Origin of the sequence: Alkalibacterium gilvum (genome assembly GCF_900109085.1) — a bacterium.
Taxonomy (GTDB): domain Bacteria; phylum Bacillota; class Bacilli; order Lactobacillales; family Carnobacteriaceae_A; genus Alkalibacterium; species Alkalibacterium gilvum.
In genome coordinates, this window is record NZ_FNYW01000001.1 from 119,204 (window position 1) to 136,373 (window position 17,170).

The window sequence follows — 17,170 nt, forward strand, 5'->3', positions numbered from 1 at the left end:
TAAGTAAAGGATGTAAAAATATGAGTAAAGAATTAGCATCTGCTCTTGAAACCTTGGAAAAAGAAAAAGGCATTTCCAAAGAGATTGTAATTGATGCGCTAGAAGCTGCTTTAGTTTCAGCTTACAAACGTAATTATGGAACATCACAAAATGTTGAAGTAGACTTTAATGAAAAAAAAGGGTCAATCACTGTTTATCAAGTTAAAGAGGTTGTCGAAGATGTCTACGATTCTCAGCTTGAAATTAGTTTAGAAGAAGCGCGTGAGCTAAAGAAAGCGTATGAGTTAGGGGATAAAATTAAGTTTAAAGTTACCCCCAAAAACTTTGGGCGAATTGCAGCTCAAACAGCCAAGCAAGTTATTATGCAGCGAATGAGAGAAGCAGAACGTTCAATTATTTATAATGAGTACATTGAATATGAAGACGATTTGATGACAGGTACGGTAGAAAGACAAGACAACAAATTTATCTATATTAATTTAGGTAAAGTAGAGGCTGTACTATCACAACGTGATCAAATCGAGAATGAAACATATGAAACACATGATCGAATCAAGGTTTATGTTAGTAAAGTCGAGAATTCAACTAAAGGACCACAAGTTTTTGTGAGTCGTACACATCCTAATTTAATCAAACGATTATTTGAACAAGAAGTACCTGAAATTTATGACGGTATCGTAGAAGTAGTTTCGATTGCTCGGGAAGCCGGAGATCGTTCAAAAATAGCTGTTTTTTCTCGTGACGAAAATGTTGACCCTGTAGGAACTTGTGTGGGGCCTAGAGGGGCTCGTGTTCAAGCGATTGTTAATGAGTTGCACGGAGAAAACATGGATATTGTTGAATGGGATAAAGATCCAGCAGTTTATATTAAGAATGCTCTAAATCCTGCTCAAGTCGTTGATGTTCAGTTTGATGAAGATCAGCATTCCTGTATCATTGTTGTGCCAGATTATCAGTTGTCTCTGGCAATTGGTAAACGTGGGCAAAATGTACGTCTAGCAGCTAAGTTAACTGGATTCAAAATTGATATCAAGTCAGAATCCGATATGGAAGCACTGAGTAATGAGTCTGAAGAACTTAAAGATGATGCATTTTTAGAAGCGTTAAATGAAAATGATGCCGACGCGACGAATGATCTTGAATCCATTTCAGAATCACCTTCATTATTCGAAGATGATGATTCCACTGAAGTTGAACAGTATAAAGATTCAGATGTATCGGATGACTCGGATTCAACAGTATTAGCAGAAGATAGTGAAAACATGGATCGCCAGCCGGGTGAACCTGTAATGGAAACTGACTTTCAAGCAGGTCAATTAAATCCTAATCAAGCGGAAGATTTAGTTGAGTTTGCAGAAGAGAGAGACGGTATGGGTGAGGAAGAAAGCCATAAAGCGTCTATGAAGGAAGTTGAAGAAGCAACTTTTTCTGATGATGACGAAAACAGTGGTGAATAAAAGGATGTTATATAAGGTGATGGATTATGCAAAAGCGTAAGGTACCTATGAGGAAATGTGTTGTATCTGGCGAAATGAAACCAAAAAAAGAAATGGTGCGCATAGTCAGAAATAAAGAAGGGGATGTTTCAATTGACCCAACAGGAAAGAAAAACGGTCGTGGAGCATATGTTTCTTTAGACATTAAACATATTGAAAATGGAAAAAGTAGAAAAGTACTCGATCAATCTTTAAATACGCATGTCGATGATTCGTTTTACGATGAATTAGTAGAGTACATTGAGTATAAAAAAGCAAGAATGGAAATCGAAAATGAACAATAGGCAACGTACGTTAAATCTATTTGGATTAGCTCAACGCGCTGGTAAACTAGTTTCCGGCGAAGCGCTAGTTCTTCAATCTGTAAGATCGAACAAGGCGAAAATTGTCTGTCTAGCATCTGATGCCAGCAACAATACGTCAAAACAATTTTTGAATAAGTGTGAATATTATAATGTTCCTCTCGTTGTGGAATTTACTCGAGAAGAACTTTCTCACACTTTAGGGAAGGACCGGACAGTATGTGCCCTCATTGATGATGGTTTTAAGCATTCCCTTCAAAAATTGCTCTAATTAAGATTGGGAAGGTGATTATATGGGCAAGAAAAGAGTCTATGAATTCGCGAAAGAAAATAAAATGGCAAGTAAAGATGTTCTTGAGAAAGCAAAAAATGTAGGCATAAACTACAGTAGTCATATGTCTTCTATGGAAGACAAAGAAGTCGAACAACTAAAAAAAGCATTTAGCCAAAAAAGTAAATCGGCTGGTTCTCAAATGAAATCTAATAATAGTAAAAAGACAAAGCAGAACAATACAACGTCAATAAAAAAGGCCAATGAAAATAATACTGCAAGTAATAAACAAGCAGATCGGCCTAAAAAAGAGCATCAAAATAATGCTCAAACGAATAAGAACTCTAACGTAAAACAAGCATCACAAAATAAACAAACAAACAAAAATAATGAGAAGAATTCTCAACACAGTAAAGGACAAACAAATATAAATAATAAAAAAGCATCCTCACAAACAAAAAACAATCAGAAAAAAGCAACATCATCAGCAAGCACAGGTAAAGCAAATGAATTACCTAAGCGCACAACTGATGAAAAACAGAAACAGTCTTTTGAAAACAAAAGAAGACGTAGTTCTAGACAGCACAGAGGGATTCACGGTGGACCTGCTGGAGCAAGAAAACGTAAAGGTAGAAAAAACCAAAAACCTAAAGGCCCAGTAACACCACGTAAATTCAAAGAACTTCCAGAAATTTTAGAATTTACAGATGGTATGACTATAGCCGAGTTAGCTAAAAAATTACACAGAGAACCCGCAGAAATCGTGAAAAAATTATTCATGATGGGGATAATGGCTACTCAAAATCAATCGCTAGACAAAGAAACGATTGAATTACTAGCTACTGAATACGGTATTGAAACAGAAGAGAAAGTTCAAATAGATCTTACGGACTTTGACACCTTTTTTGAACAAGAACCGAATGAAGATAACTTAGTCACTCGACCAGCTACCGTTACAATTATGGGGCACGTCGACCATGGTAAAACAACGCTTCTTGACAGCCTTCGTGAAACAAAAGTAACTGAAGGAGAAGCTGGCGGAATTACTCAGCATATTGGTGCATATCAAGTTACTGAAAATGGTAAAGTTATTACATTTTTGGATACACCAGGACATGCTGCTTTCACTACTATGAGAGCGCGTGGTGCGGATGTTACCGATATTGCAATTATTGTTGTCGCTGCAGATGATGGTGTTATGCCTCAGACTGTGGAAGCAATAAATCATGCCAAAGCAGCAGAAGTTCCAATTATTGTTGCAGTAAATAAAGTAGATAAACCAGGTGCTAATCCAGACCGTGTAATGCAAGAGTTAACAGAACATGGTTTAATCCCAGAAGACTGGGGTGGCGATACAATTTTCGTTCAGATTTCAGCCTTGCTGAATAAAAACTTGGAAGATCTACTAGAAATGATTTTACTAGTTGCTGAAGTTGAGGAACTAAAAGCAGATCCAAAACGTTTAGCTATTGGTACAGTTATTGAAGCAAGATTAGACAAGTCTCAAGGTTCTATTGCGACTCTTCTAGTACAGGAGGGAACGCTACACCAAGGAGAACCTATTGTTGTAGGGAATACATTTGGACGTGTGAGAACGATGACCAATGATAAAGGTCGTCGTGTTCAAGAAGCAAAACCTTCTACACCAGTTGAAATTACTGGTTTGAATGGCACGCCTCAGGCCGGAGATCGCTTCGTTGTCTTTAAAGACGAAAAAACGGCAAGACAAGTAGGAGAAGCTAGAGCGATAGATGCAACAGAAGCACAACGTTCAGTTACAAATAAAGTCACACTTGAAAACTTATTCGATAGCTTGGAAGAAGGCGAACTGAAGTCAGTAAATGTCATTATTAAAGCCGACGTTCAAGGTTCAGCTGAAGCATTGGCTGCGAGTTTGGAGAAAATAGAAGTTGAAGGTGTTAAAATTGATATCATTCACACAGGCGTGGGAGCCATTAATGAAAGTGATGTCACACTAGCATCTGCAAGTTCAGCTATCATTATTGGTTTCAACGTGCGTCCTACGGTCCAAGCTAAAGAAAGTGCAAGCCGTGAAGAAGTAGATATTAGAACGCATCAAGTTATATATAATGCGATTGATGAAATCGAAGCAGCAATGACAGGCATGCTTGATCCAGAGTACGAAGAGCAAGTTACTGGTCAAGTCACTGTTCGTGAGACTTATGCAGTTTCCAAAGTTGGAACAATTGCAGGTTGTTTCGTAACAGATGGTGTTATCAAACGTAATAGTTCGATAAGACTTATCAGAAATGGAGTAGTTATACATGAAGGTGAGCTTTCAAGTTTGAAACGCTTCAAAGATGATGCTAAAGAAGTAAGAAATGGCTATGAATGTGGATTAACAATTGAAAAATACAATGATATCGAAGTAGATGACGTTATTGAAGCATTTGAAATGGTAGAAATTAAAAAATAAGAATAATATCTTAAGGATAGGTGAATAATGTGCCTAACTATAGAGTAGGTCGAGTTTCGCAGGAAATACAAAAAGAAGTAACAGATATATTACTCAAGCGTGTGCGTGATCCGCGAGTAGAAGGTGTGACAGTAACGGGTGTTGATGTCACAGGAGATCTACAACAAGCAACTGTTTTTTACAGTACATTGTCTGATGATAAAGATAGCATCAGTGAGACACAGAGAGGGCTTGTAAAAGCGACTGGTCTAATAAAAAAAGAACTGGGTAGTCGACTCTCTCTTTATAAAACACCAGAATTAACATTTGCCCGTGACGAATCTGTTGCCTATGGTAGTAGAATTGATCAGTTATTAAATAAATTAAAAGAAGAGTAAGACGAATAAGTCTACACGTAAGATTTGAAGTCGTTTTTCTTGAGATAAGAAAAGAGGAGAATCTTTGTTTATTGAACATAGATTCTCTTTTCTTTTGTAAAAATTCAAATTGAAATAGAATGAGGGGTTTCAATGGAAGGTCTAATACCTGTATGGAAAGAAAGAGGGATGACTAGTCACGACTGTGTTTTTAAATTAAGAAAAATACTCAGAATGAAAAAAATAGGACACTCTGGCACGTTAGATCCTGACGTTGACGGTGTATTGCCTGTAGCCATAGGAAAAGCAACGAAAGTCATTGAATACATGATGGATTCACAGAAAACATATACTGGAGAAATTACTATCGGATTCTCCACGACGACGGAAGATAGTTCAGGAGAAATCGTTGAACGAAAAACTATAATCAAAACAATTAGTGAAAAAGATATCGATAGCGCAATATCCAATTTCATAGGTACCATTAAACAAACACCACCGATGTATTCTGCAGTAAAGATAGATGGAAAAAAATTATACGAATATGCTAGAGAAGGTAAAGTTATAGATAGACCTTCCAGAGAGGCTATGATTTATTCATTTGTCCGCACTTCAAAATTAACAATAAATGAGAATGATAAAACATTATCCTTTTCTTTTAAAGTGGTTTGCGGAAAAGGAACCTATGTTAGAACATTAGCTGTAGATGTAGGAAGGTATCTTGGTTATCCCTCGCATATGTCTGATCTAACTAGAGAAGCAAGCAGTGGCTTCGTACGTGAAGAAGCTTTTACACTGGCTGAACTGCAGGAACTTATGGATCAAGAAAAAATAGAAAAAGCTCTTTTACCATTAGAGAGGGCGCTAAAAAAACTCCCCAGATATGATTTATCTGAAGCTGAGTATTTGAAGGTTAAGAATGGAAGTTTATTGACACGTAAACAGTATATGAAAGAAGTAGAAGAGCAAATTGTTTTTTATTATTCTGATTTAGCAGTGGCTATATACAGAATTCATCCTAGAAAAACGGATTATATAAAACCCGCAAAGGTTTTACGAAATGAATTGGTGGTATAAAAATGATTATTAAAAAAATTCATCATCCTTATACAAAGGAAGATATAATCAACGAAAAAATAGTTTTGGTATTGGGTTTTTTTGATGGTGTGCATAAGGGACATCAAGCTGTTATAAGTAAAGGTGTAGAAATAGCCAAAAATAAAGGGTTAAAATGTGCTGTCATGACATTTAATCGTCATCCGGCATTCGTGTACCGACGCTTTGACCCGGATAAGCATACTTATCTGACCCCGCTTGAACGAAAAGAAGAAGTAATAAGGGATTTAAATGTTGACATTCTTTACGAAGTTGATTTTACTGCACGATTCGGTCAACTGTCTCCTCAAGACTTTGTGGATCAATATATCGTAGATTGGCATGCTGAAGTTGTCGTTGCAGGGTTTGATTATACTTATGGTAAAGCAGCTGAAGCAAATATGAATACAATGGCTACCTATGCAAAAAAACGTTTTGAAATAGTCAAGGTTGAAAAAAAGGTTGACGCTGAAGAAAAAATAAGTTCTACTCGAATACGCACTTATATAAGTGAAGGCGATATAACTCAGGCAAATAAACTACTTGGCTATATATATGAAACAAGTGGATTTGTCGTTCATGGAGATGCTAGAGGTAGAGAACTGGGGTATCCAACAGCTAATATACACCCCGATCCTTATGTTACAATCCCTAGAAAAGGTGTTTATGCCGTGAAGTTTTGGGTAGATGGAGAATGGCTTGATGGTATGGCATCGATTGGTTACAATCCTACATTTGGTGATCGTCCGAACTATTCCATTGAAGTCCATGTCTTTGATTACAAAGAAGACATATACGGTGAAGATGTTAAAATAAAATGGGTAGATTACTTACGAGATGAAATTAAGTTTGATTCTGTTGAAGAATTAATCAAAAAATTAAAGCAGGACGAACATGATATTAGAGAAATTTTATCAAAGGTCAAAATAAATCAGATATAATTGTTGACAGTAATCATTAGATTTGTTAAATTATAATTGTGTTAGCACTCGTGATATTAGAGTGCTAAAAGCAAGAAAGATTTATATGCATTGAGTATTGTTAATTATTGCCTTACTTACTGCAAGTCTCTAATGATGCATAGTGCATCAGGGAGTGATTACACATGTTAACGAAGAGACAATTGATTATTCTAGACGCTCTTATTCGGCTAAATACATCAACAGGTAATCCGATTGGTTCTAAAACTATAATGAACAATACCGATATAAAGGCTAGTTCAGCAACAATCAGAAATGAATTAAGTGAACTGGAAAAAATGGGTTTTATAAAGAAGACGCACTCGTCGTCTGGAAGAATCCCTTCACTTAAAGGCTATCGCTTTTACATCGATCATCTTATGAAACCTCAAGAGGTGACACAAGATACATTGAATAGCATTAATGCTGTTTTGGGAACTCACGTACAGCAAATGGACGATATCATGCATCAGTCAGCTCAGTTGTTATCCGAGCTAACGCAATATACTGCAATTGTATTAGGTCCAAAAGCAGAAACAAGCCGTTTGACCGGTTTTAAATTGCTTTCTTTAAATGCAAATCATGTAATGGCAATCATTCAAACTGATAAGGGTACAATTGAAAACAAAGTATTTCGTATGCCTAAAAACATAAATGAATCAGACTTAGTTAAAGTGACAAACATTTTCAATCAGCACTTAGTTGGTCACACATTAATTGAAGTGGTTCAGAAACTGCAGCGAGATATTCCACTTTTGATAAGAAAATATGCATCCAATGCTACAGAAATGTTCTTATCAATTGAGTCAGTCTTCAAAGAATCAACGGAGTCAAGACATCATATATCTGGCAAATTAAATATTCTTGATTTTTCTGAAAATATCGATACAAAAAAATTGAAATCATTATATACGATGCTAGATAATAGTGGAGATTTGTATTCCTTAATCGATCAAATTAATGATGGATTTGTTGTTAAAATAGGTGATGAAATTAATCATAATCTATTGAATGAATTTAGTTTGATTACTACAACTTATAGTGTAAGTAATTATGGTAAAGGTGCCATCGCTATTCTTGGTCCTACAAGTATGGCATATGGAGAAACATTTGGTGTGCTCGATGTGTTTAGAAAACAGTTAACACGTACGTTACTGGAATATTATTTAGAATAATCAGGAAATGAGGAAGAGTTTTGAAAGATAATAATCACGAGCAAGAAGAAACAAAGAAAAAAGTCGATGGAGAAATCATTGACGAAAAAATGGTGGACGCTGAAAAAGCAACAGATGATTCAGCTAACTCCTCTGACGAAGAGACTTCTGAACTTAATAAAGTCCACGAAGAATTAGATGAAGTAACGGACCGATATTTAAGATTACAAGCTGAATTATCTAATATTCGTAAACGTCAAGAACGCGAGCGACAAGATCTTATACGCTATCGTGCACAGTCATTAGCTAAAGAACTTATTCCAGCAATTGACAATCTGGAAAGAGCATTAACGATAGAAACGGATACTGAAGCTTCTGAAAATCTTAAAAAAGGAATTGAAATGGTTCATAATAGCTTCCTTCAAGGTTTCAATAAAGAAGGGATTGAAGTTATAAATCCATTAGGTGAAACATTTGATCCTAACTTCCATGAAGCTTATACACAAGTGCCTGCTGAAGAAGGGCAAAAGAGTAATGAAGTCGCACAAGTTTTTGAAAAAGGTTATAAATTGCATGAGCGTGTTTTACGCGCAGCAAAAGTAGCAGTAACAATATAAAATATTATAAGTAAAGGTGAGATAAATTATGGCAAAGATTATTGGTATTGACTTAGGTACAACAAACTCAGCAGTTTCAGTTTTAGAGGGTGGAGAAGCAAAAATCATCCCTAATAAAGAAGGGAACCGTACAACACCATCTGTTGTCTCATTCAAAAATGATGAGATTCAAGTTGGAGAAGTAGCTAAACGACAAGCGATCACAAATCCAGATACTGTTGCATCCATTAAACGTCATATGGGTGAAGACTTTAGTGTAGATGTAGAAGGTAAAGATTATTCACCACAACAAATATCAGCTTTCATTTTACAACACATAAAAGAGTACGCTGAAGATTATTTAGGTGAAAAAGTAACTAACGCAGTTATCACTGTGCCAGCATACTTTAACGACTCTCAGCGTCAAGCAACAAAAGATGCAGGTAAAATCGCAGGTCTTGAAGTTGACCGTATTGTTAATGAGCCAACAGCAGCTTCTCTTGCTTATGGTTTAGACAAAGTAGATAAAGATGAAAAAATTCTTGTATTTGACTTAGGTGGCGGTACTTTCGACGTATCTATCCTTGAACTTGGTGATGGTGTATTTGAAGTTATGTCTACTGCAGGTGATAACAACCTTGGTGGAGATGACTTTGATAACAAAATCATTGATTGTCTTGTAGCTGAATTCAAGAAAGAAAATGGCGTAGATTTATCTAAAGATAAAATGGCTGTTCAAAGATTGAAAGATGCTGCTGAAAAAGCTAAAAAAGATTTGTCAGGTGTTTCTCAAACACAAATCAGTCTGCCATTTATTAGTGCTGGAGAATCTGGTCCACTTCACTTGGAAATCACTTTAACTCGTGCAAAATTTGATGAAATTACAGATAGCTTAGTAGAACGTACTAAAAAACCTGTTCGTCAAGCGTTGAAAGATGCTGGCTTATCTCAATCAGATATTGATGAAGTCATCTTAGTAGGTGGGTCTACACGTATACCATCTGTTGTTGATGCAGTTAAAAAAGAAACAGGGAAAGAACCAAATCGCTCTGTAAACCCTGATGAAGTTGTTGCAATGGGTGCTGCTATTCAAGGTGGCGTAATTTCAGGTGACGTTAAAGACATCGTTTTACTTGACGTAACTCCATTATCATTAGGTATTGAAACAATGGGCGGCGTGTTCACTAAATTAATCGACCGTAACACGACAATTCCAACAAGTAAGTCACAAGTATTCTCAACAGCCGCTGATAATCAACCAGCAGTTGATGTACACGTCCTACAGGGTGAGCGTCCAATGGCTAAAGATAATAAAACGCTTGGTCGTTTCCAATTAACGGACATTCCACCAGCACCACGTGGCGTACCACAAATTGAAGTATCATTTGATATTGATAAAAATGGTATCGTAAATGTGTCTGCTAAAGACTTAGGTACAGGTAAAGAACAAAAAATTACAATTAAATCATCTTCTGGCTTATCCGATGAAGACATAGAGCGTATGGTTAAAGAAGCTGAAGAAAATGCTGAAGCGGATAAAGAGCGTAAAGAAGAAGTAGAATTGCGTAACGAAGCGGATCAGTTAGTTTTCCAAATCGACAAAACATTGAAAGAACTAGAAGGTAAAGTTGATGAAGCAGATGTTAAGAAAGCTGAAGAAGCACGTGATGAGCTGAAATCAGCCTTAGAAAATGATGATACTGATGAAATCAAAGCAAAACGAGACGCATTAAACGAAATCGTTCAAGAAATGTCAGTGAAGTTATATGAACAAGCAGCTGCTCAGCAAGAACAAGCTGACGGAGCAGAAAATGGCGAAGCAGATGGTTCTTCAGATGATGTTGTAGATGCAGACTTTGAAGAAGTAGATGACGAAGAATAATAACTGTTATTTAAGCGTCCGTTTATTTCTATGAAAAACCAATTTTAACTGACTAAAAAACTGATTGTTTTAAAAAAATTAGTCGAGTTTTCCGTCAGATGGATAATCTTTTTCGTAGGAATTTATGCTTAGATTACTGAACAATTTATATCTATATTAAATAATTTTTATAAACACTGATATCCAAAAAGAGGAAAGCACTTTTCTTGTTTTTCAACAGGTGCTTTCTTTCTTTTTGATATACATCTCTTCGTTTATAACTGAGCATAACGAAATGAAATGATATTTGTGATTACAATGATGGAGGAATACTATGGCTGAGAAAGAAGACTTTTATAATCTGCTAGGTGTATCTAAGGATGCTTCGCAAGAAGAAATAAAAAAAGCTTACCGAAAGCTTTCTAAAAAATATCATCCAGACATCAATAAAGAAGCTAACGCTGAAGATAAATTTAAAAAAATATCTGAAGCATATGAAGTGTTAAGTGATAAACAAAAACGTAGTGCCTATGATCAGTACGGTCACGCTTCTACAGATCCAAACTTTGGAGCTGGTGGAGGATTCGGCGGCGGTGCTGGCGGCGGATTTGGCGGTAGCGGATTTGAAGATATTTTCGACCAGTTCTTTGGCGGAGGCGGAAGACGCAGAAATCCAAACGGACCAAGACAGGGTGAAGATTTACAGTATGTCATGGACTTGGAGTTTGAAGAAGCAATATTTGGAAAAGAAACAGAAATCCGATACAAGCGCGAAGAAGAATGTGACAATTGTGATGGAAGTGGAGCTAAGCCTGGAACAAGCCCGCAAACATGTTCAACATGTCAAGGTTCTGGAGCCGTAAATGCGGAAAGAAACACTCCTTTCGGTCGTGTAATGACACAACAAGTTTGTCCGACATGTAAGGGAACAGGTAAAGAAATTAAAGAAAAATGTTCCGTTTGTCATGGTGAAGGTCATAACAAACAACAGCATTCTGTCAATGTTACTGTACCGGCTGGGGTAGAAGATGGTAACCAGATGCGTCTGCAAAATCAAGGAGATGCAGGCGAAAACGGTGGCCCTTACGGCGATCTTTACGTTATTTTCAGAGTGAAAGCGTCGAAAACGTTTGATCGTAGAGGATCAGAAATTTACTATGAATTACCTATAAATATGGTCCAAGCAACATTAGGGGATGAATTACAAGTACCTACCGTTCATGGAAAAGTTAAATTTAAAATCCCTGCAGGAACGCAACCAGGTACCACGTTCCGTTTAAGAGGTAAAGGTGCACCAAGACTCCGAGGTTCGGGTAACGGGGACCAACAGATTAAAGTAAAAGTTGTTATTCCTGATAGTCTTACGGAAAGTCAGGCAGAACATCTAAGAGAGTTTGCTCAAGCAGGCGATTATGACGAAGTAGTGGAACAGGGAGACAGCTCTTTCTTTTCAAAAGTCAAAGATGCTTTCAAAGATAAACGCTAAAAAAATAAAACAAGAGAAGAGTGACTCCAATTTGAAGTCCTCTTCTCTTTGTCTTTATAAACATATAAGTTATCATGCTGAGGATATGTACAACCGAAAATGACTTAAGTAGGAGTAACCATTACTTTTTAATCATGTTAAAGTAATTGTACTCTGGTTCAATCGTTGGTATAATAATAAAGAATGTTTTTAGAGGAATGAGGAACTATATAAATGGATAAAAAACAAGCTAGAGAAAGACAAAAACAAATTCGAAACTTTTCTATTATCGCACATATCGATCATGGGAAATCTACCCTTGCTGATCGTATACTTCAGTTGACCCATACCGTTGCTGACCGTGAAATGCAGGAGCAATTACTTGATTCAATGGATTTGGAACGTGAACGTGGTATAACGATAAAATTAAATACAGTTGAAGTCGTTTATGAATCTAAAAATGGAGAAACATATATCCTTCATCTTATTGATACACCCGGACATGTGGACTTTACGTATGAAGTTTCTAGAAGTCTCGCTGCTTGTGAGGGAGCGGTGCTTGTTGTAGACGCCGCACAAGGAGTCGAAGCCCAAACACTTGCTAATGTTTATTTAGCATTGGATAATGACTTAGAAATCTTACCAGTAATCAATAAAATTGACTTACCTTCTGCTGACCCTGAACGTGTTCGAAATGAGGTCGAAGAGGTTATTGGACTAGATGCCAGTGATGCCGTCCTTACAAGCGCTAAAACAGGCGTAGGAATTGAAGATATCTTAGAACAGATTGTCGAAAATGTCCCTGCTCCAGAAGGTGATATTGATAATCCTTTAAAGGCAATGATATTTGACTCTGCTTATGATCCATATAGAGGTGTCGTTTTAAGTATTCGCTTGATGGATGGTGTACTAAAAAAAGGTGACACAATTAAATTAATGAGTAACGATAAAACATTTGAGGTTACTGAAATTGGTGTGTTTTCTCCAAAGCCAGTTGAACGAGACTACTTAATGGTAGGAGATGTTGGCTATCTTACAGCGAATATTAAGACTGTTCGTGACGCGCGAGTCGGAGATACAGTTACTTTAGCTAAAAATCCTACAGATAAAGCCTTACCAGGGTATCGTAGTATGAATCCTATGGTTTTTTGTGGAATGTATCCAACAGATTCTTCAAAGTATGTAGACTTAAGAGAGGCGCTTGAACGTTTACAATTAAACGATGCCGCCTTGCAATATGAAGCAGAAACTTCGCAAGCACTAGGATTTGGTTTCCGCTGTGGCTTTTTAGGTATGCTTCATATGGATGTTGTTCAAGAACGTTTGGAAAGAGAATTTAACTTAGATCTAATCACTACTGCGCCATCAGTTATCTATAGAATCAATAAAACTGATGAAGAGACATTAATGGTTTCCAATCCTTCTGAAATGCCAGAACCTCAAGAAGTTGAAACAATCGAGGAACCTTATGTGAAAGCAACAATTACTGTCCCTAATGATTATGTTGGTGCAGTTATGGAAATTTCTCAACGTAAACGTGGCGAATTTCTCACAATGGAATATTTGGATGATGTTAGAGTAAATGTCGTTTACAATATTCCACTTTCCGAAATTGTATATGACTTCTTTGATCGATTGAAATCGAGCACAAAAGGATACGCTTCTCTTGATTATAGTGAATCAGGTTATCGCCAGAGTAATCTTGTGAAAATGGATATTATGATTCATGGTGAAAGAGTTGATGCATTGAGCTTTATCGTTCACAAAGAGTTTTCATACGAACGTGGACGAGCTGTTGTAGAACAATTGAAAAAAACAATCCCGAGACAACAATTCGAGATCCCGATACAAGCAACCATTGGACAGAGCATTGTTGCGCGTTCAACCGTTAAAGCGTATCGTAAAGACGTTACAGCTAAATTATATGGTGGTGACGTCACACGACGTCAGAAACTTCTGAAGAAACAAAAAGCTGGTAAGAAACGTATGAAGAATGTGGGAAATGTAGAAATTCCACAAGAAGCTTTCATGGCCGTTTTGGACTTGGATGAAGATTAAACGTTGACTTAATAATCAGTTAATAAAGAAAATTTAATAAAAAACTTCCATCATTTTGTCATTATAAAATAGTGTATGCTGGAAGTTTTTTATTATTTTAGATTAATTTGTACATTGATTATAACTTTTCATCTTTTTATGTGATTTCTGCCTAAGGGTAAAGAATTAATATAATCTATGATATAATGGAGTGGAAAAACGATGAAAGTGGGAATGCAATTAAATGGATAGTGATAATATAAGGAGTATCATCATATTAGCAGCACTTGTTTTTTTATCTGCTTATTTTTCATCTTCAGAAACAGCTTTTACTTCAGCAAATAGGATAAGATTGCGGAATGAAGCTGAAAAAGGTGATAAACGCTCTCAAAAAACATTAAAGTTAGCTGAAAATTTTGATTCTGTTCTATCAACTATATTGATTGGAAATAACATCGTCAATATTGGAATGTCAGCCATGGCGACCTTGCTATTTGTTAGCTGGTTTCCAGTATATGGCCCGACAATCGCAACTGTCGTCATGACAATCATTATTCTTATTTTTGGAGAAATCACTCCTAAGTCAATAGCTAAGGCTAAAAGTGAAACTTTTGCCAAGGCATCGACACCCTATATCTATTTTTTAATGACGATTTTCAAACCCGTTTTATGGATATTAAAAAAATGGAAAGTAATGCTTGATAGAATTTTTCATTTAGATGAAATAGAAATTATTAGTGAAGATGAATTATTATCGATTGTAGATGAGGCTGAAAGTGGTGGAAGCATTGAAGACCATGAGAGTCAATTAGTTAAATCAGCTATCGAATTCGATGACTTGGAAGTATCAACAATTCTTACTCCTCGTGTAGACGTTGTAAGTACTGAATTGGACTCAACAGATCAAGAAATCGAAGAACTTTTTATGACACATAATTATTCACGATTGATTATCTATGAGGAATCAATTGACAATGTCGTGGGTGTACTTCATGAAAAAGACTTCAACAGATATTTAAGATCGAAAGAGAATAAGAATTATGGGAACTCCTTACTCTCAGTAGTAAAAGACGTTATATTTGTGCCACCAGTAATGAATCTTTCAAGACTACTTAGATACATGCAGCAAAGTAAAACGCATATGGCAATTGTTGCTGACGAACATGGTGGGACAATTGGGATTGCAACTATGGAGGATGCCCTAGAAGAACTTGTTGGTGAAATTTGGGATGAATCAGATATTATAGATGAAGAAGTCATTGAATTAAAAGCAGGAAAGCGATATAAAATTAAAGGAACAGCTAGTCTGGAAAAAATATTTGAATTGTTTGGATTATCAGAGCATGAAAAATATGTATCAAACTCAGTTAGTGGTTTTGTTATAGAGGAATTAGGGCAGTTTCCCCAAGTAGGAGATTCCTTTAAATACTATAATATGAAAGTTTCTGTAACAGCTGTTAGAAATAGACGTGTACTTGAGGTTCAGATCGATTATCTACCATCTGACATAAAAGAAGGTTAAGAAATATAATAGATTGAATGTTTAAAACGATAACCTTAGCAGAGAGTAGAAACCCCTGTTTATAAAGATGAAAAGGGGAAATAAGAGTAGATAATAGATAGCGCGCTATGTTAGACTATAGGAGGAGATTCAATGTCTGATGACTTATCAAGATATATGGATAATGAATTAAAGACAATGTTACCTAATTTTAAATGGAAAATAGTTAAAGATAGTAAAAAGAAGTTAGTGGAATTATTTTTAACGTTTAGTGTAAAAGCAGATGAATCTGTTCAAGTTCAAGATATGTTAGGAAAAAATAATAAACCTGGCAATGTTCAACTTGAGGATGTCATATGTTTTTATGATCCTGCGTATAGCCACGTCAAACCACAAAATTATCTCGCTTCTTTTTCAATGGATAGCTTTGCCGGTATTGATAAAGGCTACGTGGATGCCATCCTTAGAAAATTAAATTATACAACAAAAAAAGGTGAAGTCGAATTAAATGAGTTTTTAAACAATGATTTCACGGATTCTTTCACATTAACATGGCAAAACAAGAATTTAGAGAACATGGTGGACACAATGAAAAAAGCTAGACGCTATAGCGAGGAAAAGTTAATGTTTGACCCAGATGGTGAAGAATCATTTTTTGAAAAGCTAAAAAAGGATGATACAGATGACGGAGTGGAAAGAATTTAGTGTAGCAGTAAACAACGAAGCTAAAGAAGCGATATCTTCTATATTTATGGAGCTCGGCTCATCAGGCGTATCGATTAGTGACCGTAATGATTTTTTGAATCTGCCAGAATATGGTAAAGACACACTTTGGGAGCTTAATGAGGAAGACTTTCCCACAAATGGTGTTATTATTAAAGGATATTTCAATGAATTTGATGATTTAGATGGAATCAAATTAAAGTTAACACATAAAATTAGTCAATTAAGTGAATTTGGTATTAATATCGAACATTTAACTATTGCGGTTACCGATGTTAAGGAAGAAGAGTGGTCAACGGCTTGGAAAAAGTACTACCATCCTGTAAATGTCACACGTTTTTTAACTATCGTTCCCCAATGGGAAAGCTACGAGAGGAAATTTTCAGATGAACGTATTGCTTATCTCGATCCGGGCTTGGCATTTGGGACAGGGACACATCCAACAACACAATTATGCGTTCAAGCCTTGGAGACGTGTGTTTTTCCTGAAGCAACACTTTTTGATGTAGGAACAGGTTCAGGTATTTTAGCTATTGCTGCGCACTTATTTGGAACAAAGAAAGTTAAAGCCTACGATTTAGATGAAGTTGCTGTAAAATCTGCTAGAGACAACATAAAGTTGAATAAACTAGAGTCAAAAATAGATGTCAAAGCTAATAATTTATTGAAAGATGTCAATGATGAAGCAGATATTATTGTGGCGAATATCCTGACAGAGGTTATCTTGCCTTTTATCCCTGATGCCTACAATCACTTGAAAGATGATGGGTATTTTATTACTTCTGGTATTATATTAGATAAAAAAGATAAAGTTGTTGAAACTTTGATCGAAAATGATTTTGAAATTATTCAAATCAATCAGATGAAAGATTGGATAGCTATTATCTCTAAAAAAATGAAAAAGGAAGAGTGAGTGT

General features: G+C 36.0%; 15 protein-coding genes. All 15 read left to right on the forward strand.

The genetic code is table 11. The features are described 5' to 3' along the window. Positions 1–20 precede the first annotated feature (20 nt). Positions 21–1,457, forward strand: a complete 1,437-nt coding sequence (nusA, locus tag BMX83_RS00565) for a transcription termination factor NusA (RefSeq protein WP_091631845.1) — start codon at positions 21–23, stop codon at positions 1,455–1,457. Between the two features lie 26 nt (positions 1,458–1,483). Beyond that, on the forward strand, positions 1,484–1,780 hold the full coding sequence (gene rnpM, locus BMX83_RS00570) for an RNase P modulator RnpM (protein ID WP_091631847.1): 297 nt from the start codon (positions 1,484–1,486) through the stop codon (positions 1,778–1,780). Continuing rightward, positions 1,770–2,069 (forward strand): L7Ae/L30e/S12e/Gadd45 family ribosomal protein, encoded by a 300-nt coding sequence (locus BMX83_RS00575; protein ID WP_091631850.1) that lies wholly within the window; start codon positions 1,770–1,772, stop codon positions 2,067–2,069. The genes rnpM and BMX83_RS00575 overlap by 11 nt, the downstream gene beginning before the upstream one ends. A 22-nt stretch (positions 2,070–2,091) precedes the next feature. Next, the gene (gene infB / locus BMX83_RS00580) at positions 2,092–4,506 is read left to right on the forward strand and encodes a translation initiation factor IF-2 (protein WP_091631852.1); all 2,415 of its coding nucleotides are present in this window, start codon (positions 2,092–2,094) and stop codon (positions 4,504–4,506) included. A 29-nt stretch (positions 4,507–4,535) separates the two neighbouring features. Continuing rightward, positions 4,536–4,883: a 30S ribosome-binding factor RbfA gene (gene rbfA, locus BMX83_RS00585; protein ID WP_091631855.1), complete on the forward strand. Its 348-nt coding sequence runs from the start codon at positions 4,536–4,538 to the stop codon at positions 4,881–4,883. A gap of 132 nt (positions 4,884–5,015) precedes the next feature. Next, positions 5,016–5,939, forward strand: a complete 924-nt coding sequence (gene truB, locus BMX83_RS00590) for a tRNA pseudouridine(55) synthase TruB (RefSeq protein WP_091631858.1) — start codon at positions 5,016–5,018, stop codon at positions 5,937–5,939. 2 nt (positions 5,940–5,941) lie between these two features. Further along, on the forward strand, positions 5,942–6,898 hold the full coding sequence (locus BMX83_RS00595) for a bifunctional riboflavin kinase/FAD synthetase (protein ID WP_091631861.1): 957 nt from the start codon (positions 5,942–5,944) through the stop codon (positions 6,896–6,898). 164 nt (positions 6,899–7,062) lie between these two features. Continuing rightward, on the forward strand, positions 7,063–8,091 hold the full coding sequence (gene hrcA / locus BMX83_RS00600) for a heat-inducible transcriptional repressor HrcA (RefSeq protein WP_091631864.1): 1,029 nt from the start codon (positions 7,063–7,065) through the stop codon (positions 8,089–8,091). A 20-nt stretch (positions 8,092–8,111) separates the two neighbouring features. After that, on the forward strand, positions 8,112–8,687 hold the full coding sequence (gene grpE, locus BMX83_RS00605; protein ID WP_091631867.1) for a nucleotide exchange factor GrpE: 576 nt from the start codon (positions 8,112–8,114) through the stop codon (positions 8,685–8,687). Positions 8,688–8,715: 28 nt separating this feature from the next. After that, complete coding sequence (gene dnaK, locus BMX83_RS00610; RefSeq protein ID WP_091631870.1) at positions 8,716–10,548, forward strand: molecular chaperone DnaK; 1,833 nt, start codon at positions 8,716–8,718, stop codon at positions 10,546–10,548. A 313-nt stretch (positions 10,549–10,861) separates the two neighbouring features. Further along, entirely contained in the window at positions 10,862–12,013 is a 1,152-nt protein-coding gene (gene dnaJ / locus BMX83_RS00615) for a molecular chaperone DnaJ (protein ID WP_091631873.1), read from the forward strand. A gap of 213 nt (positions 12,014–12,226) precedes the next feature. Next, positions 12,227–14,050, forward strand: coding sequence for a translation elongation factor 4 (lepA, locus tag BMX83_RS00620; RefSeq protein ID WP_091631875.1), 1,824 nt, complete (start codon positions 12,227–12,229; stop codon positions 14,048–14,050). A 223-nt stretch (positions 14,051–14,273) separates the two neighbouring features. Beyond that, positions 14,274–15,551, forward strand: a complete 1,278-nt coding sequence (locus BMX83_RS00625) for an HlyC/CorC family transporter (RefSeq protein WP_091631878.1) — start codon at positions 14,274–14,276, stop codon at positions 15,549–15,551. A gap of 132 nt (positions 15,552–15,683) precedes the next feature. After that, complete coding sequence (locus tag BMX83_RS00630; RefSeq protein ID WP_091631880.1) at positions 15,684–16,235, forward strand: DUF3013 family protein; 552 nt, start codon at positions 15,684–15,686, stop codon at positions 16,233–16,235. Continuing rightward, positions 16,213–17,166, forward strand: coding sequence for a 50S ribosomal protein L11 methyltransferase (prmA, locus tag BMX83_RS00635; RefSeq protein ID WP_091631882.1), 954 nt, complete (start codon positions 16,213–16,215; stop codon positions 17,164–17,166). Before BMX83_RS00630 ends, prmA begins: the two co-directional genes overlap by 23 nt. Positions 17,167–17,170 lie beyond the last annotated feature (4 nt).